This window comes from Paenibacillus sedimenti (genome assembly GCF_014534655.1).
Classification (GTDB): domain Bacteria; phylum Bacillota; class Bacilli; order Paenibacillales; family NBRC-103111; genus Paenibacillus_E; species Paenibacillus_E sedimenti.
Genome location: NZ_JACVVD010000003.1, coordinates 331,296 through 350,260, shown reverse-complemented (window position 1 = coordinate 350,260; position 18,965 = coordinate 331,296). Strand labels below are relative to the sequence as shown.

Sequence of the window (18,965 nt, the reverse complement as noted above, 5' to 3'; positions counted from 1 at the left end):
CGTTTAAATCCTCTTATCCTCTCATTGCTCCTATATAGGGATGGTGTTAAGATTCATAAAGGTTTTAAAACGCTTTCTTGGCTTTTCCAATTTTCCTTCTTGAGGAGGGTGCTTTGAGGTGGATGTGTTCAGGCAACTGAAACAGTATTATTGGCCGGAGAAGAAATTGTTATTCGCTTCAATCTTTTGCTTGGCGGTGACAACCGCACTCGGTCTCGTGTATCCGAATTTGCTGCGCTTTTTGATTGATGATGTCATTACCAAAAAAGAATTTGGGCTTGTCCCCAAGCTGTCTCTGATCGTGGTCGGAGTAGTTTCGATGAAAGGGATGTTTCAATTTTTACATGGATTGAGCGGGGGACGGTTAGGCAACAGGGTTGCTTTTCATTTGAGAAATGCACTCTACCACAAACTCCAGTACTTATCCTTTCAGTATTATGATCAGGCAAGAACAGGCGATTTGATGTCCCGACTGACGGCAGATTTGGAACAGATCCGCAACTTTATCGGTTTTGGCTTCGCCCAGCTATTGAATGTCGCCTTGATGCTTGTGTTTGGCATGGGAATGATGTTCTCGATCAACTGGAAGCTCGCGCTTCTGACGATGATTTCGATGCCGTTCCTGGCGTTCACTGCGATTCGTTTTGAAGGAAAGATTCATCCTGCGTTTCGATTGGTTCGTCAATCGCTAAGCACAATGACAACCGCGGTGCAGGAAAATATTACAGGGGTCAGGACGGTAAAATCATTTGCCCGCGAGCCTCATGAAGTGACCAAGTTCTCGGCTCGCAACGAGAATTATAAGTCAATGAATATTGAAACTGCAGGCATTTGGGCCAAATATTTTCCGGTCATGGAAATTCTGGCAAATCTGAGCGTCGTGATTCTGTTAGGCGTCGGCGGCTATATGGTCATCGGAGGCACGATAACGCTGGGAGAATTGGTTGCCTGCTTCAGTTTGATCTGGTATATCATCGGCCCCATGTGGGGGCTCGGATTCCATATTAATAACTTTACGAATACCAAAGCTTCAGGCGAGAAAATTTTGGAGATTTTACATCAATATATGCATGTCAAAGATCAACCTAACGCCATTGAGTTACAAGGAAGCCAAGTGAAGGGCCATATCACATTCAATGAGGTGACCTTTGCTTATCCGGAAAAGCAGCCTGCCCTGTATGATTTCTCTGTTGATGCTCCACCGGGCTCTGTAATTGGGCTTCTCGGCAGCACCGGCTCGGGGAAATCGACTGTAATCTCATTGCTGATGAGAGCTTACAACGTAAAAGACGGTAAGGTTACGATCGATGGACACGACGTTCGCTCTGTAAGCGTTGAGAGTCTTCGGAATCAAATTGCTACGGTCTTTCAGGAAACGTTCCTGTTCTCATCTACAATCCGCAATAATATTGCGTATGGCCGTAAGCAAGTAACGATGGATGAGATCATTCGTGCAGCTAAATTGGCTAAAGCTCATGATTTTATCATGGAGCTGCCGGAGGGTTACAATACCGTAGTCGGTGAACGGGGGCTCGGCTTATCCGGCGGGCAAAAGCAGCGGATTGCCATTGCCAGGGCGCTTTTGAAAGATCCCAAAATCCTCGTCCTGGACGATGCGACCAGTGCGGTTGATATGGAGACGGAGCATGAGATTCAAGCCGGTTTCAGCGAGGTGATGAAGGGACGCACAACTTTCATCATTGCGCACCGGATCTCTTCCTTGAAGCATGCAGATGAGATTATTGTGCTGGATCAAGGGCGAATTGTGCAGAGAGGGACTCATCAGGAGCTCCTGCAACAGGATGGACTTTATCGGCAAACCTACCAAATCCAGTACGCCGATCATCCAAGCGCACAATCAGGTGCAGATCAGGCTGCGGCAACTGCAATAGACACGAACAACCTCTCATCTTCTTTGGAAAGAAGGTTAGCGCATTGAGTACTCATTCCAAGCAGGCCGATACATCTGCGAAGGCAGAAGAGTCGCAAGCAGGCCAGCGATTTGTTTATCAAGACGATGAATTGATCGATAAGCCGTTTGATTGGAATCAACTGCGGCGATTATTCAGCTACATGAAACCTTACAGGAAGCAGATGCTGCCGATCATCATCATCATGATGCTGGTTGGCGCGATTACGAAGCTGACGATCCCTCTGCTCATTCGATTTGCGATTGATGATGCGATCACTCCCAAGGATCGGAATTTGCTGATGGTCATTGTAGGCATCATGCTAGGCGTATATATCATCCAATGGTTGGCTAATACATTTCGAATCAAATACACGAATATGATCGGTCAACGAGTCATTTATGACCTTCGCCATGATTTATTCAGCCATATTCAAAAATTATCGTTTCGATTCTTTGATACGCGTCCAGCGGGTTCTGTGCTCGTTCGTGTCACGAACTATGTCAACTCCCTGCAGGACTTATTCACGAACGGGGTCGTTAACTTATTAATTGATTGCGTTCAGCTCTGCGGCATCATTATTATTTTGTTGAGTTTTAACTTTAAACTCGGAGCTGCCATCATTGTGACTGTACCGCTCATGTTTCTCATATCTACCAAGCTGCGGTTGAAAATTCGCCGTGCCTGGCAGGATGTTACGATCAAACAGTCACGCCTCAACTCGCATTTAAATGAATGTATTCAAGGTATCCGCGTTACTCAAGCCTATACGCAAGAAAAAGAAAATATCGGCTATTTTCACCATATGAACATGGTCAACCGGCTGTCATGGAACCGCGCGTCCATGCTCAATCAGAGCTTCGGCCCTATTATCGAAGTAACCGGAGCCATCGGGTACTGCATACTCTTCTGGCTAGGCGCCCACCTCATCAAAACGGGAGAAATTTCAGTGGGCTTGTTGGTCGCCTTCGCCACCTACATAGGTTATTTCTGGGAACCAATTACGCGGCTGGGTCAGATGTATTCGCAATTGCTAGTTGCTATGGCTTCAGCAGAGCGTATTTTCGAATATATCGATGAAAAGCCGACGGTAGCCGAGCTGCCGAATGCAGCCGAACTCAAGAGCATCGAAGGCAACGTGAAATTCGAAAACCTCGTGTTCGAGTACGAACCGGGCCGCCCTGCGTTAAAAGGAATTAATCTGGATGTGCAAGCCGGCCAATCGATCGCTTTAGTCGGGCATACGGGCTCTGGTAAAAGTACCATCATGAACCTGCTGTGCCGCTTCTATGATCCTGTGGAAGGGCGAGTGCTGATCGATGATCAAGACATTCGCGAAGTAACGATACAGAGTCTTCGCTCTCAAATCGGGATCGTCCTGCAGGACACATTTATTTTCTCAGGGACGATTCGGGACAATATCCGTTTTGGCCGTCTGGATGCGACTGACGCTGAAGTGGAGCTCGCAGCGAAAGCCGTTCATGCGCACGACTTTATCGTCAGCTTGCCTCACGGCTATGACACGGAGGTACAGGAGCGAGGTAACGTGCTGTCCATGGGACAGCGGCAGCTGATCTCCTTTGCCCGCGCGCTGCTTGCCAATCCTCGGATTCTTATTCTGGATGAAGCAACGGCCAGCATCGATACGGAAACAGAGCTAAAAATTCAAGAAGCGCTCAAAACCTTGCTCGCGGGCCGTACCTCCTTCATCGTCGCCCACAGGCTTTCCACCATCCGAGGCGCAGACAAAATCATTGTCCTGGATCATGGACGTATGATGGAAAGCGGCAATCATGAAGAGCTCCTGAAAGAACAGAAAATTTATTATGGCTTGATCCAAGCACAATACAAGTTTTTGCAGGATGCAGGGTAAAAAAGCTTCAAAGCTGTATGACTACTACGGTGGTTATGCAGCTTTTTTTTACCACATAAGAAAGTTAAAGTTTTCGGCTCCCGAAAACCGCTTTCTTATTGGCGATAAAACTTACCTCTAAACGCGGTCGCACTTCATTGAATGGCCTCGATAGAGGTTTTCTCACTAACCTGCGGCAATCGCGAATGATATTATCGTTTGCGACGACCTATTATTATATCGAACATATGATCCTGTATCAATAGTTAGAAGAAGAATTTATTGTTTATTTTTATAAAAGGCTCTGTTAAACTTTGTTGTTGATTTTCTTTATTTAAGTAGCGGGCCTTAAAAAAGAGCGGAACTGCGAAGGTTCATAAATCACAGAAACAACGATTCTGTATGAAATTTCATATAAAATCGGGCTCTTCGCTTCAATTAGAGCTTTTGTGTATGATTTTTCGTGTATAACTATGGAAATTACCGTTTGAAGGATAAATCTGTATGATTTTTCGAGTATATATATGGGGGAACGATAGTTTCGAATTGATCGCTAATTGTTTAGGTGGTTTTTCTTACCACATAAGAATTTATAAGTTTCCGATGAGTCGGAAAACGAAATTCGTATTGGCGAATAAACCTTCCGCTGAACGCGGTCGCACATCTTCGAAAGACCTCGATAGAGGTTTATCTCATGGTTAGAAATCAACAATGAAGAATAACAAAGCCTTATAGAAAAGTCTGAGTAGAGGGGATAGTGCCGATAAGGTTTCTTAAAACAAAGAATGGGGTCTGAGTATCAAAGTAAAGGCAAATAATCGAAAATAAAACGCTTACATTTAAGGTTTAATAATAGGTAAAACCTTATTAATGACTATGGAAATAACCGCTCACACAGCCATACATGATGTGCTCAGGTATCAGAGTTTCTGGTTAAGATCAACCTTGAAGCTGGAGTTTGCAAATTTATTCAAGAAGCTATACTCTTATAGTGAATTACGCCATTATTCGCAGGAGGGGACTCGCTTGAGATCATCTCGTTTCATTTGGGGAGCTATCGGGCTTACGGCTTCCGTTTCAACGATCGTGTTTGCGGTAGGTTTTGCCTATGCGGCGAATCAAATATGGTTCCCGAAAGCGTCCGGGGATCTTGCCATATCTACGCCTGCACCGAAGAAAGAAACGGTCATCGAAAGTAAAAGCAAGCTGCAAATCGTCGCGCTGGGTGATTCACTCACTGCAGGGACTGGCGACAACACAGGCAAAGGTTATGTGGGACGAGTTCGGGAAAAGCTGGAGCAGCAGAGTGGAAAGCCAGTGTTTGTTTTGAATAATTTGGCGATTCCAGGTTATAAGAGCGATCAGCTTCTGAACGATCTGGCATTAAAGAAGACGCAAGATGCGGTTTCGCAAGCGGATATTGTGCTGCTGACGATTGGCGGCAATGATATTTTTGCCGGCGGTGACGGGATTTTCACAGGAGAAAATCAAACGGAGTTTAATCCGCAGGGTGCACTCAAAAGAATGGATCCCGCCTTAGAGCGAATGGATCAAGTTTTAACGGCAGTTAATAAGGCGAACCCAAATGCAATTGTCATGTATGTAGGACTTTATCATCCGTTTCTGGATCTTGATCCTAAGCGGGAGGGCTCACTTATCGTGCAGCGATGGAACAATCGTGTTTTTGAGATGACGAACCGGTTTCCGAACATGGTTATTGTCCCTACTTACGATTTATTTGAGCAGAATTTGATTAAATATTTGTCTTCGGCCGATCATTTTCACCCGAATGGGGATGGCTATGAGCGAATCGCCGATCGAATTGTGCAAATTTTGAAGTAGGGGGAGATGTCTGCAATGTCTAGTGCATTATCGAGTCCAGAGATCGTATTATCTGTTAAAAATGTGAAGAAACGGATTAAGAACAAAGAAATCATTAAAGGAATTTCGTTTGATGTATATGCCGGTGAAATATTCGGATTTCTGGGACCCAACGGATCAGGTAAAACGACGACCATTCGAATGCTCGTTGATTTGATACGGCCGACAGAAGGGTCCATCCAAATCTGCGGGCATGATGTCCACAAAGAGCATAATCAAGCGCTGCGTCATGTTGGCTGTATCGTAGAGAATCCGGAGTTGTACTCTTATCTTACCGGCTGGGAGAACCTGGAGCATTTTGCGAGCATGCTGCCGGATGTAGATGAGCAGCGGATTGCGGAGGTTGTGGAAATTGTATCGATGGATGGGCGTATCCACGATAAGGTCCGTACCTATTCCCTTGGTATGCGCCAGCGCCTCGGCATTGCTCAAGCGCTGCTCGGCCGACCAAGTCTGTTGATTTTGGACGAACCTACGAACGGACTCGACCCGCAAGGGATCAAGGAAATGCGGGAATTCATTCACCGCTTGGCTCAAGACGGACTTAGCCTGTTCGTATCGAGTCATCTGCTAAGCGAGATTCAGCAAATGTGCGACCGCGTGGCTATCATCAGCCACGGGCAAGTCATCAAGGTCGGAGCTGTCGATGAGCTTGTTGCGCAAGGCGGCAAAGTGGTTTGGTCCGTAGCGCCTGCCGATAAAGCTGAGGAGCTGATCATGTCTTCCCCTTACGTGAGTGCTATCGAGGATATTGCATATGACCGAACAATGGGCCAGGAACCTTCAGTCAGCCAGATTGTCACTCAAATGAATAAAGAGCATGTTCCTCAAGTAAGCCGCCAATTGATGGAAGCAGGAATTAGCCTCTATTCCGTAGAAATCAAAAATCCAACGCTCGAAGATTTGTTCTTGAGCCTGACCGAAGGGGAAAAGATTGGATAAGGGAAGGTGGGAGAATTGATAGGTATGTATGCCTTAGTTAAGAACGAATGTATAAAGATGATCAAAAAGAAACGCTTTTATGTCATATTACTCATCTTACTTGCCCTCATACCCATGTTTACTTATGCGCAAATGCGAGTGGCTCAAAATACGCAAAAACAGTTCGGCACTACGGATTGGAAAGTCGATCAGCGCCAGAAAATTGCCGATTGGGAGAAACGCCTGGGCTCCCCGCGCACGCCGGAGGAATGGAAGCGACAACTGAAAGTTCAGATCCAAATCGCCAATTATTATTTGGAAAAAGGCGTCGATCCGAGCTCGCCTAATGCGGTGACTTTTACCCGCGAATTTGTCAAAAATGCGGTTGGATTATTCATTCCATTAATCATCATGGTCATTTCGGCAGACATCGTATCATCGGAGCATTCTACGGGGACTATTAAATTATTGTTGACAAGACCGGTCAAGCGTTGGAAAATCCTTATGAGTAAACTAATTACGGTAATCTTCTTTACTTCGCTAACGGTTCTGTCCACGGGCGTGCTTTGTTACTTGATTTCCGGTGTCGTTTTCGGTTATAACGGATGGACAATGCCTGTGTTTACCGGACTCAAATTAGCGGGATCAGAAGTTGACTTTAGCTTGGTCCGAGCCGTGGATCAGTGGTTTTTCTTATTGATGGAATTTGGTTTGGTCTGGTTTTCTGCGGTAGTTGTCGCCCTGATGTCGCTTATGCTTTCCGTTCTTATTCGCTCGACAGCCGCAGGAATGGGAGTTATGCTAGCGGTATTAATATCCGGAACGATCCTTTCCAACATGGTATCTTCCTGGGAAACGGCCAAATATTTATTCATGGTGAATTTGGATTTAACCAAATATTTGACGGGGGGTATCCCGCCTATTCAAGGGATGGACTTGACCTTTTCCCTAAGTGTGCTGAGTGCATGGGCGATTGCGTCGTTAATCGTTTCATTTACCGTATTTACACGTAAAGATGTATTGAATTAATTGTGCAGTTAAGTTAAAGGAGGACCTCGATGACCGAGCAGCTAGAAATTTTTTCGAATGGTAATGCCCCGGTTTCCGAATATAATGCCGACGATATTCAGGTTCTGGAAGGGCTTGTCGCCGTTCGAAAAAGACCGGGGATGTATATTGGCAGCACCAGCACGTCAGGTTTGCATCATCTGATCTGGGAGATCGTGGACAATGCGGTCGACGAACATCTTGCCAAGCATTGTTCCAAGATCAACGTGACCATACATAAAGACCAATCCGTCACCGTACAGGATAATGGGAGGGGCATACCGACCGGGATACATAAAACAGGTATTCCGACACCGCAGGTAGTCTTTACGATTTTGCATGCCGGTGGTAAATTCGGCGGAGCGGGCTATAAGAAGTCCGGAGGACTCCATGGTGTAGGCGCTTCCGTTACGAATGCGTTATCCGAGTGGCTGGAAGTAGAGATTTATCGGGATGGTAAAATACACAAAATGCGGTTCGAGTACTGGATGGACGAAGCCGGCGTAGAGCACGTTGGTGAGCCGGTTACGGGTCTTGAAGTTATCGGCAATACGAACCGTACGGGTACTAAAGTAACGTTTAAACCGGACAAGCGTGTATTTCAGGGCGGGATCACCATCAACTATGACACGCTCGCTGAACGACTTCAGGAAATTGCTTTCTTGAATTCCGGGCTTCAGGTAAATTTAAAGGATGACCGAACGGACAAGCAGGAATCGTTCCAATATGAAGGCGGCGCCAGCCAGTTCGTCGAGTTCCTGAACGAGGAGAAGACCGTTCTTCATCCGGTCATTCATTTTGCTTCGGAGAAAGACGAAATCGAAGTGGAAGTCGCTTTGCAGTACAATGACGGCTATACGGAAACCATAGCGTCCTTTGTGAACTCCATTCCAACCCGCGGCGGCGGTACTCACGAAACCGGCTTCAAAACGGCGTATACGCGCGTAATGAATGAATATGCCCGTAAAGGGGGCATTCTCAAAGAAAAAGAGAAAAATTTGGACGGCACGGACCTCCGTGAAGGTATGATGGCAGTCATAAATATTAAGATGGGCGACGTCGAATTCGTCGGACAAACGAAGGATCAGCTCGGCAGCGCGGTTGCCCGCAGTGCGGTGGATGCTGTCGTATCCGACAAAATGGCTGTGTTCCTTGAGGAAAATCCGCAAGTGGCACAGATGATGCTGAAAAAAGCGGTTCAAGCCTCTAAAGCGCGCGAAGCCGCTCGTAAAGCCCGCGAAGAAATCCGCAGCGGGAAAAAGGGCAAGAGCGAAAGCTCAAACCTCGGCGGCAAGCTGACACCGGCACAGTCCAAAGATTATGAACGCAATGAATTGTTCATTGTGGAAGGAGATTCCGCCGGCGGTTCTGCCAAACAAGGCCGTGACTCTAAGCATCAGGCCATTCTTCCGCTCAAAGGGAAGCCGATGAATCCGGAGAAGGCGAAGCTTCTCGACATCATGAAGAACGACGAATACAAGGCGATTATTTCTGCAATCGGTGCCGGTGTCGGTTCGGAATTCGAATCTAGCGAGAGCAATTACGGCAAAATTATCATTATGACGGATGCGGATACGGATGGAGCGCATATCCAAGTGCTGCTGCTGACGTTCTTTTACCGTTATATGAAGCCGTTAATCGATGCGGGCAAAGTGTTTATCGCACAGCCGCCGCTGTATAAAGTGACGAAAAAAGGCGGAAAGAACCAAGGTCACCGCTATGCATGGACCGATGAACAACTGCAAGCGCTCATGAAGGAATTCGGTAAGAATACCGAACTGCAGCGATATAAAGGACTCGGCGAGATGAACCCGGACCAGTTGTGGGAAACGACGATGAATCCGGAAACCCGTACGCTGCTTCAGGTGCAGATCGAAGATGCGGCTAAGGCGGAGCGCAGGGTAACGACATTAATGGGCGATAAAGTAGATCCGCGTAAACGTTGGATCATCGAGAACGTCGATTTTACCGAATATGAAGAGTAGACCAAAAAGAGTGGTGACTGAAGGTTGAGCATGTTAGAACAGTTTTTACCTGCCTATCTGGAGGAGGTCGTGGGCGATCGCTTCGGCCGTTATTCCAAATATATTATTCAGGATCGCGCGATTCCTGACGTCAGAGACGGCTTAAAGCCCGTACAACGGCGAATTTTGTATGCGATGTATGACTCCGGCAATACGCCTGATAAACCGTATCGCAAATCGGCGAAAACCGTCGGTGACGTGATGGGTAACTATCATCCGCATGGCGACTCTTCGATCTACGATGGTATGGTCCGGATGGCGCAGCCGTGGAAAATGGCCCATACATTGGTGGATGGCCATGGAAACTGGGGATCGCTGGACGATGATCCGCCTGCAGCGATGCGATATACGGAAGCGCGCCTGTCCGAAATTGCGATGGAGCTGCTTCGCGATATTGAGAAACGCACGGTCATGTTCAAAGATAACTTCGATAATACGACCAAAGAGCCTGTAGTGCTTCCGGCTCGTTATCCGAACTTGCTGGTCAATGGCGTGAGCGGGATTTCATCCGGGTTCGCGACGGAGATCCCCCCGCACAATTTGCGTGAAGTGATTGATGCCTGTATCGCTATGATCGACAAGCCAGAGATAACGATTGAAGAGCTGATGACGATTGTCAAAGGTCCAGATTTCCCGACTGGCGGGATTATTATGGGCGAGGAGGGAATTCGCGAAGCTTACCGGACAGGCAAAGGGCGGATTTACATTCGTTCTAAAACGGCCATCGAGGAGATGCGCGGCGGCAAGCAGCAAATTGTTATCACCGAGATCCCTTATCAGGTTGTGAAATCACGTCTCGTAACGGCGATGGAAAATATTCGACTTGAGAAAAAAGTAGAAGGCATCGCCGAGGTTCGTGACGAAAGCGGTCGCAACGGTCTGCGAATCGTCGTAGAACTGAAAAAAGAGGCGGATGCGCAAGGGATTCTGGCTTATTTGCTCAAGAAGACAGATCTCCAAGTGACTTATAATTTCAACATGGTTGCCATCGTCAATAAAGCGCCGCGCCAGCTAGGCGTTAGAGAGCTTCTGGAAGCGTATATTGCGCATCAGAAAGAAGTTGTCACTTATCGCTCCCAGTATGAACTGGAAAAGGCTGAGGATCGTGCGCATGTATTGGAAGGGCTTGTTAAGGCGCTGAACATCCTGGATGAAGTTATCGCTACGATTAAAGCTTCCAAGAACCGTCAAGATGCGCAAAACAATCTCGTCGAAAAGTTCGGTTTCTCCGAGCGTCAAGCAGATGCAATTCTGGTATTGCAATTATATCGGTTAACGAATTTGGAGATCACGACTTTAGAGAAAGAACTGAAGGATGTCGAGAAGACGATTGCTTATTTGCGCGGAATTTTGGGCAGTATGAAGAAGCTGCTTGGCGTGATTAAAGATGAAATGGGCGAGATCCGTAAAAAATACGGAATCGATCGCAGGTCCGACATTCAAGGTGAAGTGGAAGAGCTAAAGGTGAACCTGGAGGTCATGGTGACTCCGGAGGACGTACTGGTTACGTTGTCCAATGAAGGTTACCTCAAACGGACGAGTAAGCTATCCTTCACGCGTTCCGGCGGAGAGCTTGAGAACACAGGGCTCAAGGAAGGCGACTATGTACGCTTCTTGCTGGATGTGAACACGATTGAAAGCATGCTCATTTTCACGCAAAAAGGCCAATACTACTTACTGCCTGTCCATCAGGTTCCAGAATACAAATGGAAAGAAAACGGCACGGCCATCGTGAATGTCATCCCGATTTCGAAAGAAGACAGGATCGTCAGCGTCATTCCGGTAAAAGGGTTCGATGACCCGGACAAATCGCTTGTATTCGTCACGCGGAAAGGCCAAGTGAAGCGAACGGAGCTTAAAGAATATATGACGAACCGCTCGAGCGGGATCGTTGCGTGTAAGCTGAATGAGCAGGACGAAGTGCTTCATGTGCAATTGAGCGACAACACGAAGGAAATACTGCTTGTAACGAAGCAGGGAATGAGTATCCGGTTCCGCGAAGAGGAAGTGAATCCGATGGGCCGAGCAGCCGCAGGCGTTCGCGGCATTCAGCTCAAAGAAGACGATGAGGTCGTCTCGGCGGAATGGATTTATGGAGATGAGGGTGAGGTGCTTGTCATCTCAGACCTTGGATATGCCAAGCGTTCACTTGTGGTCGATTATCCGATCCAAGGCCGCGGAGGCAAGGGTATACTTACCTTCGAGTTCAAGGAAGGCAAGCGCGTAAGGCCGAACGGGGCAGCTTTGATCCGTACTTTTATCGTGAAGATGGATTATACGATTATAGCGATCATGAGCAGCGGCGAAAGAATTCGCTTCTCGACGGAGACGGCACCTTTGGAAGACCGCAAGTCACAAGGGAAACAAATCATACCCGTTACCAAAACGGAATCTATTCTTGAAATATTGCGGTTTCCTCAATCGTAGCTGACCGTGGGCGGATCCAGCTTCTCCATGAGTTGAAACGCTATTTCCAATAAGACCCACAGGGGCATCGGTTCGTCTAATCGATCCAGCCACTGTGGGTCTTTCATTATTCCAGACTCCAGCGCCTTTTTGCCTAGCTCCATTTTCCAAGTTTCCACCAGGAATCACTCCTTTGCGTGGGATTTTCCTAATCCGACCTAGTTCACAGTATATGTATGCGATGGCCCATATGTTACTAGGCAAGTTATGTTTGTATGGATCTACGGTTACGCTCCATAATCGGACAAGATGATAGAGCAATCCGGAAATATCGACAGCATGTCCTGTCGGAGATGATTTTCTTGTCTGAAAATATTAATGCCATTAACCTTTAAACCGCCGGAAGGGCGTGTTATACTTGAATCAGGAGTATGATGGAAGCGAGTTGATGTGAGATATGTATTCAGGTGAATTCGGAAAGTTATGGCTGAAGCTGTCCAAAGAATTGAAGTCTCAGATGGAAGCGGGACTGGCGCCGACGTTAACGGAGGGCCAACTTGGTGTACTGGAATTGCTTAGCGCGAATGAGCGAATGAAGCCTTCTGATTTGATTGAATACTTAGCAACAACGCCTGCTGCCGTCACTACACTACTGGATCGGATGGAAAAGAATGAATTGATCGCGAGGGAGCGGGATGAGAAAGACCGCCGAATCGTGTGGGTCAATGTTACGGATAAAGGAAAGGCGGAATGCGAGAGAGGCACCCGAATCCGCGAACAACTGCTGGATTCTTATCTCAATCGCGTTTCCGCCCATAATCAGAAACTGCTTATTTATTTATTGGGGAAGGTCGCCAATTAATTCCGACCAGAGAAACCTGGTACATTTTTGCAAAGTTAATAAAGCTCCTTTGCAAAAATGTACCAAGGATGCTGTTCCGGCGGTTGCGACCGGAAGCGAAGCTCCTCTTTGAGCGTCGGATGCTCAAAGGCAAGTTCGGTCGACCAGAGCGCGAGCTGCTGGCCCGGCTTGTTGACGGCGCTCCCGTAGCGCTGATCGCCGAAAAGAGGGCAGCCCGTCGCCGCGAGCTGGACGCGGATCTGGTGCGGCCGCCCGGTGTGCAGCTTGATGTGAATCAAGCTTAGCCCATCCTGGCTGCCGAGCAGCCTATAGTCCAGCACGGCCTCTTTGGCGTCCGGCTGACCTTGTTTCACCACGCTGACGGTATTCGTCCGCGTGTCTTTGCGAAGCCAGTGCCGCAGCGTTGCCGACGGCTGCGGCGGTTTGCCGTGCACGACAGCGACGTACGTCTTGTCGAGCCGGCGGGTTCTGACCGCGTCCGATAATCGGGACGCGGCTTTTGACGTTTTGGCGAATACCATCACGCCGCCAACGGGACGATCAAGCCTATGCACAAGCCCAAGGTAGACGTTGCCGGGCTTGTGATGGCGGTGCTTCAGGTCGGCCTTCAGCACGCTGAGCAGATCGGGGTCGCGCGAGTCGTCCTCCTGAGTCGGCATGTTGACCGGCTTGACCACCACGAGAATGTGGTTGTCCTCGAACAGAATCGGAATTTGCGATGCGGAGGGTACATCTTTAGGTCCTGCCACCCTTTAAGCCTCCCAGCGTCCCAGAATGCCGCAGGGCAGCTTTAAACCGGAATGGGTGATAGGCAGTCCGATTTCGCCGCTGGAAATCGTGCCGCCATGCTTTTCCTTCATCGCCATGGATAGGATGTTGTGCAGGACGGTTGCTGATATGCCTGTCGTATACGAGTTAATCAACAGGAAGAGCGGGTTGTCCGTCAGTATGGACATGCACGTCTGGATGAACGGATAAAGGTCATCCTCCAGCTTCCAGGTTTCACCATTCGGACCGCGTCCATAGGAAGGAGGGTCCATGATGATGGCGTCGTATTTGCTGCCGCGACGCTGTTCTCTTTGCACGAACTTGAACACATCGTCCGTAATAAAGCGAACCGGACGGCTGCCCATGCCTGACAGATGCAAGTTTTCCTTCGCCCATTGAACAACGCCTTTGGATGCGTCCACGTGACACACTTCCGCACCTGCATAAGCGCAGGCGAGGGAAGCTCCGCCCGTATAGGCGAACAGGTTCAGCACCTTAATCGGACGTCCTGCGCCTTGAATTTTCTCGATCATCCATTTCCAGTTAACCGCTTGTTCCGGAAACAAGCCCGTATGCTTGAAGCCGGTCGGCTTAATATAAAACGTCAGCTTCTGGTCATATGTAATCGTCCAGCGCTCAGGAAGCTCTGTGCGATACTCCCATTGACCGCCTCCGCTAGAGCTCCGGTGGTAATGGGCGTCTGCCGAACGCCACGCCGGGGTTTCTTTAACGAGGGGCCAAATAATCTGGGGGTCGGGTCTTCGGAGCACATAAGTGCCCCAACGCTCCAGTTTCTCGCCGCCGCCGGTGTCCAGGAGTTCATAATCGGCCCAATCTTTTGCAAAAAACATGCTGCAATCCATCCTTCAACTTGTATACTTGTTAAACATCCATTGTACACCATTTATTGACCTAAATCGATCTTTTCAATCAATCCCGGCAGTTCTTTTTCGGTAAAAGTTTGCAATTGCTCTGGCACCAATTGATTTTTCAGCTCATCCTTAACGGCGTCCAACGTTTTGACGCTGCGGGATTCCACTTTCATGACGTGGTAGCCGTATTCGGTCTCGACAGGATCGCTGATCGTATCGAGGGTCAGTATGGTCGCTGCTTTTTTGAATCCCTCCACCCAATCGCTGACAGGAGCATCGGCATACAAACCGCCAGTATCGACTGAGCCTGGGTCATCGGAATATTCTTTGGCCAACTTAGCAAAGTCGCCGCCGTTCTTCAGTTTCTGCTGTACCTCTTTTGCGCGTGTCAATGCTTCCTCTTTTGTACGAAGGGTTTTTCCTGAAGAAGGATCTTCGAGGCCAATAAGAATATGGCGTACGGAAGCGATGGTATAAGCATCCTTATCCTCTTTGAGCGTTTCATCATAGCTGGCTTTGATTTGCGCATCCGTAATTGTTGATTTCAGATAGTTTTGCGAGCTGATGCTGACGACAACATAATTATGGAGGTCGGCTTCCGTCAGTTTTAACTTTTTCAAATCATCTTGCAGCTTGGTCTCCGAAAAATCTGACTTCCATGTCGCGATTTGTTTGTCAGCCTCGTCTTTTGCTGCTTTCAAATCGGCCACTGACGCTTTACCGGAAAGATATTTATTTTGAATCAGCTCATTGATCATGTACTCCTGATACTCAGGACTACTTTGCGAGGAGGCATAGCTAGGGTTAAAAAAAGTTTGCAGCGACAAATAAGTATCAAACTCGCCCTTGGTCACTTGTCCGCCTTTGAACGTCGCTACGACTTGCTTAGGATTGCCGCCGATCCAAATCGTCTCGTTCGCTTCATCCCACTCTACCTTCTTGCCAAGCGCTTCACTCACGAATCTGAGCGGCACATAGGTAGATCCTTCATAAATAAAACTTTTTCCTTCTGCGGGTACTTTTTCTTCGCCATCGAACATATACTTAAGATTTCGGAAGGCTACTTCGATTTGACTGCCGGCAGCGAAAGCCGCCGTTCCGCTTAGCAATGAGCCGATCGTCAAACCGACGATCAGTCCTTTCATCTTGTCTTTCATAAGCTTTATTCCACCTTTCGGCATGTAGTACTTTAACAATTCACCACATGTAAATGAATTCCCTTTATTTTCTTATCATGCGTTTAAAGGAATTCTTTACCTGTTTGTAGTATTTGTATCTTGAAGAGGTAGTTTCATACCCATCTAGCTGAATCAGGGAGGGATATGGTGGAGATCAATGTTATTCCCAGCTCAGAGGACTTATTTTTGCTTCATGAAGGGTCCCTTTACCACAGCTATAAATTATTAGGGGCGCATGTCAGCAAAACACCGGGGCAGGAAGGGGTGCGCTTTGCCGTATGGGCACCTCATGCCAGAAAGGTTCATGTTCTGGGTGATTTCAACGGTTGGAACTCTGGCAGCCATGTAATGGATCGATTAAGTACCTTAGGCGTATGGATGTTGTTCGTGCCTGAAGCTCGCGATGGCGACTATTACAAGTACGAGATCCACAGCGATAGCGGACGCGTTCTTTTGAAAGCCGATCCTTACGCTTTTTACTCTGAGCTTCGCCCTGGTACAGCTTCACGCGTTTGTGATTTGGAAGGCTATGATTGGCAAGATCAATTGTGGCAGCAGCAAAAACAGAACGGTCCTATTTACGATAAGCCGCTTTCGATTTATGAGGTACACCTCGGTACGTGGCGGAAAAAGGATCGTTACAGCGAAGAACTATATTCTTACGAACAGCTTGCGGAAGAACTGGTCGATTATGCAGTCGACATGGGGTATACGCATATTGAGCTGATGCCGTTAGCCGAGCATCCTTTCGATCGTTCGTGGGGCTATCAAGCGACCGGCTATTTCTCCGTAACGAGTCGCCACGGCTCTCCGAAGGAATTTATGCGGTTTGTGGATCGCTGCCATCAGCGGGGCATCGGAGTCATAATGGACTGGGTGCCAGGCCATTTTTGCAAGGATGATCATGGACTCAGGCAGTTCGACGGTAAACCGCTCTTTGAGTATGAAGACCCGCGCAAAGCAGAGAAGTTGGAGTGGGGAACACTCACATTTGATTTTGGCAGGCCGGAGGTCCAAAGTTTTTTGATCTCCAACGCGGTCTTTTGGATGGACATGTATCATATTGATGGGATACGGGTAGATGCAGTGGCCAGCATGCTGCATCTCAATTTCGGCAGATGGAATGAAGAACCGATCCGCAATCAGTGGGGCGGAGACGACAATCCGGAAGCTGTAGCATTTCTTCGCAAATTGAATCAAGTTATTTTCTCCTATTACCCGCACGCTCTCATGATGGCTGAAGACTCCTCAGACTGGCCGCTGGTAACAGCACCTGTTCACGACGGGGGACTGGGGTTTAACTACAAATGGAATATGGGCTGGATGAACGATATGCTCCGCTATATGAAATTGGATCCCATTCACCGTAAATACCATCATAAATTAATCACATTTTCCTTTATGTATACATTTTCTGAAAATTACATCTTGCCGCTTTCGCATGACGAAGTTGTACATGGCAAACGGTCGCTTCTTCACAAGATGCCGGGGGATTACTGGCAAAAATTCGCGAATCTCCGCGCTTTATACGGATATATGACGGGGCATCCCGGTAAAAAGCTGCTATTTATGGGCAGTGAATTCGGTCAATTCGATGAGTGGAAAGACCTGGAAGAAGTCGATTGGTTTTTGCTTGAAAACTATGAGATGCATCGCCGTATGCACCATTACGTTAAGCAGCTGAACCAATTCTATTTAAACGAACCCGCATTATGGCAGTTTGATCATCACCCTGACGGGTTTCAGTGGATTAATCCGCACGATGAAAGTCAAAGCGTCGTGACCTTTATGCGCAAAGGCAAAGACCCGGCGGACGATCTAATCCTTATATGCAATTTTACGCCTGTCGTCCATCCGGATTACCGAATCGGTGTCCCGAGACATGGTATGTACCAAGAAGTATTCAATAGCGATTCCCCTGACTTTGGCGGTTCCGGCCAAGGGAATCCAGAGCCGCGTTCCAGCGATAAGCGCTCTTGGCATGGGTTGCCCTATAGTCTGGCTCTCTGTATTCCGCCGCTTGCGGCTGTATATATCAAATGCATCGATGTAATCCAAACCGAGATTGAGGATGTTGAAGGGGGAACTCAACTATGCGCAGCAAAGAATGCGTTGCCATGCTCCTTGCAGGAGGAGAAGGACGAAGATTAGGCGTGTTGACGAAGAATTTGGCCAAACCGGCCGTGCATTTCGGCGGGAAATACCGGATCATTGATTTTACCCTTAGCAATTGTACGAATTCTGGCATTGACACCGTTGGTGTGCTTACGCAGTATCAGCCTCTCGTGCTGAATTCTTATATTGGCATCGGAAGTTCGTGGGATTTGGACCGCAAATATGGCGGTGTCACGGTGCTGCCTCCCTTCATGGAGCAAAAAGGCGGCGATTGGTATAAAGGCACTGCGAACGCCATTTACCGCAATATTGGCTTTATCGAGCAATATGACCCTGAATATGTGCTGGTCATCTCCGGTGACCATATTTATAAAATGAATTACGATCTTATGCTGGACTATCATAAGCAGAAAAAAGCGGATGCGACCATCGCCGTCATCGAAGTGAAATGGGAAGAAACGAGCCGTTTCGGCATCATGAGCGTTGATGAGCACCAGGCGATCACGGAGTTTGCCGAGAAACCGAAGCAGGCGAACAGCAACTTGGCTTCGATGGGGATTTATATTTTCAACTGGAGCGTGCTCAAATCTTACTTGATCAAGGATGAAGCGGATCCGAACTCCAGCAAGGATTTTGGCAAAGATATTATTCCTATGATGCTGAAGGATGAAGCGAGAATGTTCGCTTATCCGTTCGAAGGCTACTGGAAAGACGTCGGAACGATTGATAGTCTTTGGGAAGCGAATATGGACCTGCTGGACAATCAGAACGAGCTGAATCTGAATGATAAGGATTGGCGCGTGTATTCCCAGAATCCGTACCAGCCGGCCCAGTATGTGGCTCCGACTGCGAATGTAAAGCGTTCTTTGGTCAATGAGGGCTGCGCGGTTTTTGGCGAAGTCGATCATTCGGTTTTGTTTTACGGCGTGCAAGTAGGTGAAGGGACCGTCATTCGCGATTCAGTCATTATGCCAAATGCAAGAATCGGCTGCAATGTTACGATTGAAAAAGCGATCATCGGTGAAAATACGATCATTGAAGATGGCGCGGTCGTGGATGGTCAGGGAGAGATTGTGTTGATCGGCGGGAATGAACGGGTTGTTGCGACTGCAAATCAGAAAGGATGAGT

Annotated in this window: 14 protein-coding genes; 10 read left to right on the top strand and 4 right to left on the bottom strand. The window is 47.9% G+C overall.

Features of this window, described 5'->3' with window-relative positions:
* Positions 1 to 118: 118 nt before the first annotated feature.
* The 7 genes from ICC18_RS10285 to gyrA all read left to right on the top strand — a co-directional run bounded on the left by ICC18_RS10285 (position 119) and on the right by gyrA (position 12,062).
* The gene (locus tag ICC18_RS10285) at positions 119 to 1,939 is read left to right on the top strand and encodes an ABC transporter ATP-binding protein (protein WP_188174302.1); all 1,821 of its coding nucleotides are present in this window, start codon (positions 119 to 121) and stop codon (positions 1,937 to 1,939) included.
* Positions 1,936 to 3,783: an ABC transporter ATP-binding protein gene (locus ICC18_RS10280; protein WP_376745619.1), complete on the top strand. Its 1,848-nt coding sequence runs from the start codon at positions 1,936 to 1,938 to the stop codon at positions 3,781 to 3,783. The genes ICC18_RS10285 and ICC18_RS10280 overlap by 4 nt, the downstream gene beginning before the upstream one ends.
* A 1,005-nt stretch (positions 3,784 to 4,788) precedes the next feature.
* The gene (locus ICC18_RS10275; RefSeq protein ID WP_188174301.1) at positions 4,789 to 5,604 is read left to right on the top strand and encodes a GDSL-type esterase/lipase family protein; all 816 of its coding nucleotides are present in this window, start codon (positions 4,789 to 4,791) and stop codon (positions 5,602 to 5,604) included.
* A gap of 6 nt (positions 5,605 to 5,610) precedes the next feature.
* Entirely contained in the window at positions 5,611 to 6,585 is a 975-nt protein-coding gene (locus tag ICC18_RS10270; protein ID WP_188174300.1) for an ABC transporter ATP-binding protein, read from the top strand.
* A gap of 24 nt (positions 6,586 to 6,609) precedes the next feature.
* On the top strand, positions 6,610 to 7,593 hold the full coding sequence (locus ICC18_RS10265; RefSeq protein ID WP_376745618.1) for an ABC transporter permease: 984 nt from the start codon (positions 6,610 to 6,612) through the stop codon (positions 7,591 to 7,593).
* Positions 7,594 to 7,622: 29 nt separating this feature from the next.
* Complete coding sequence (gene parE / locus ICC18_RS10260) at positions 7,623 to 9,596, top strand: DNA topoisomerase IV subunit B (protein WP_188174298.1); 1,974 nt, start codon at positions 7,623 to 7,625, stop codon at positions 9,594 to 9,596.
* A 24-nt stretch (positions 9,597 to 9,620) separates the two neighbouring features.
* On the top strand, positions 9,621 to 12,062 hold the full coding sequence (gene gyrA, locus ICC18_RS10255; RefSeq protein WP_188174297.1) for a DNA gyrase subunit A: 2,442 nt from the start codon (positions 9,621 to 9,623) through the stop codon (positions 12,060 to 12,062).
* On the opposite strand, the gene ICC18_RS10250 is transcribed toward gyrA, so the two are convergent.
* Positions 12,053 to 12,220, bottom strand: coding sequence for a hypothetical protein (locus ICC18_RS10250; protein ID WP_188174797.1), 168 nt, complete (start codon positions 12,218 to 12,220; stop codon positions 12,053 to 12,055). The genes gyrA and ICC18_RS10250 overlap by 10 nt on opposite strands.
* 278 nt (positions 12,221 to 12,498) lie before the next feature.
* On the opposite strand from ICC18_RS10250, the gene ICC18_RS10245 reads away from it, so the two are divergent.
* Positions 12,499 to 12,903: a MarR family winged helix-turn-helix transcriptional regulator gene (locus ICC18_RS10245; RefSeq protein WP_188174296.1), complete on the top strand. Its 405-nt coding sequence runs from the start codon at positions 12,499 to 12,501 to the stop codon at positions 12,901 to 12,903.
* A gap of 35 nt (positions 12,904 to 12,938) precedes the next feature.
* Here the strand turns inward: ICC18_RS10245 and ICC18_RS10240 are convergent, their stop codons facing one another.
* The 3 genes from ICC18_RS10240 to ICC18_RS10230 are packed head-to-tail and all read right to left on the bottom strand — an operon-like array spanning position 12,939 to position 15,700.
* A complete protein-coding gene (locus ICC18_RS10240) occupies positions 12,939 to 13,652 on the bottom strand; it encodes an RluA family pseudouridine synthase (protein WP_312029511.1) in 714 nt (237 codons plus the stop codon).
* 3 nt (positions 13,653 to 13,655) lie between these two features.
* Complete coding sequence (locus ICC18_RS10235; protein ID WP_188174295.1) at positions 13,656 to 14,522, bottom strand: class I SAM-dependent methyltransferase; 867 nt, start codon at positions 14,520 to 14,522, stop codon at positions 13,656 to 13,658.
* A gap of 53 nt (positions 14,523 to 14,575) precedes the next feature.
* Positions 14,576 to 15,700, bottom strand: coding sequence for a peptidylprolyl isomerase (locus ICC18_RS10230; protein ID WP_188174294.1), 1,125 nt, complete (start codon positions 15,698 to 15,700; stop codon positions 14,576 to 14,578).
* Positions 15,701 to 15,865: 165 nt separating this feature from the next.
* Between ICC18_RS10230 and glgB the strand changes: the two genes are divergently transcribed.
* Together glgB and ICC18_RS10220 are read left to right on the top strand one after the other, a co-directional pair.
* On the top strand, positions 15,866 to 17,872 hold the full coding sequence (gene glgB / locus ICC18_RS10225) for a 1,4-alpha-glucan branching protein GlgB (protein ID WP_188174293.1): 2,007 nt from the start codon (positions 15,866 to 15,868) through the stop codon (positions 17,870 to 17,872).
* Entirely contained in the window at positions 17,815 to 18,963 is a 1,149-nt protein-coding gene (locus tag ICC18_RS10220) for a glucose-1-phosphate adenylyltransferase (protein ID WP_188174292.1), read from the top strand. The genes glgB and ICC18_RS10220 overlap by 58 nt, the downstream gene beginning before the upstream one ends.
* The last annotated feature ends 2 nt before the right edge of the window (positions 18,964 to 18,965 follow it).

Coding starts and splice junctions, on each gene's coding strand:
- ICC18_RS10220 (WP_188174292.1), top strand. CDS start 17,815: ATGCGCAGCAAAGAATGCGTTGCCATGCTCCTTGCAGGAGGAGAAGGA.
- glgB (WP_188174293.1), top strand. CDS start 15,866: ATGGTGGAGATCAATGTTATTCCCAGCTCAGAGGACTTATTTTTGCTT.
- ICC18_RS10265 (WP_376745618.1), top strand. CDS start 6,610: ATGTATGCCTTAGTTAAGAACGAATGTATAAAGATGATCAAAAAGAAA.
- ICC18_RS10245 (WP_188174296.1), top strand. CDS start 12,499: ATGTATTCAGGTGAATTCGGAAAGTTATGGCTGAAGCTGTCCAAAGAA.
- parE (WP_188174298.1), top strand. CDS start 7,623: ATGACCGAGCAGCTAGAAATTTTTTCGAATGGTAATGCCCCGGTTTCC.
- ICC18_RS10230 (WP_188174294.1), bottom strand. CDS start 15,700: ATGAAAGACAAGATGAAAGGACTGATCGTCGGTTTGACGATCGGCTCA.
- ICC18_RS10235 (WP_188174295.1), bottom strand. CDS start 14,522: ATGTTTTTTGCAAAAGATTGGGCCGATTATGAACTCCTGGACACCGGC.
- ICC18_RS10270 (WP_188174300.1), top strand. CDS start 5,611: ATGTCTGCAATGTCTAGTGCATTATCGAGTCCAGAGATCGTATTATCT.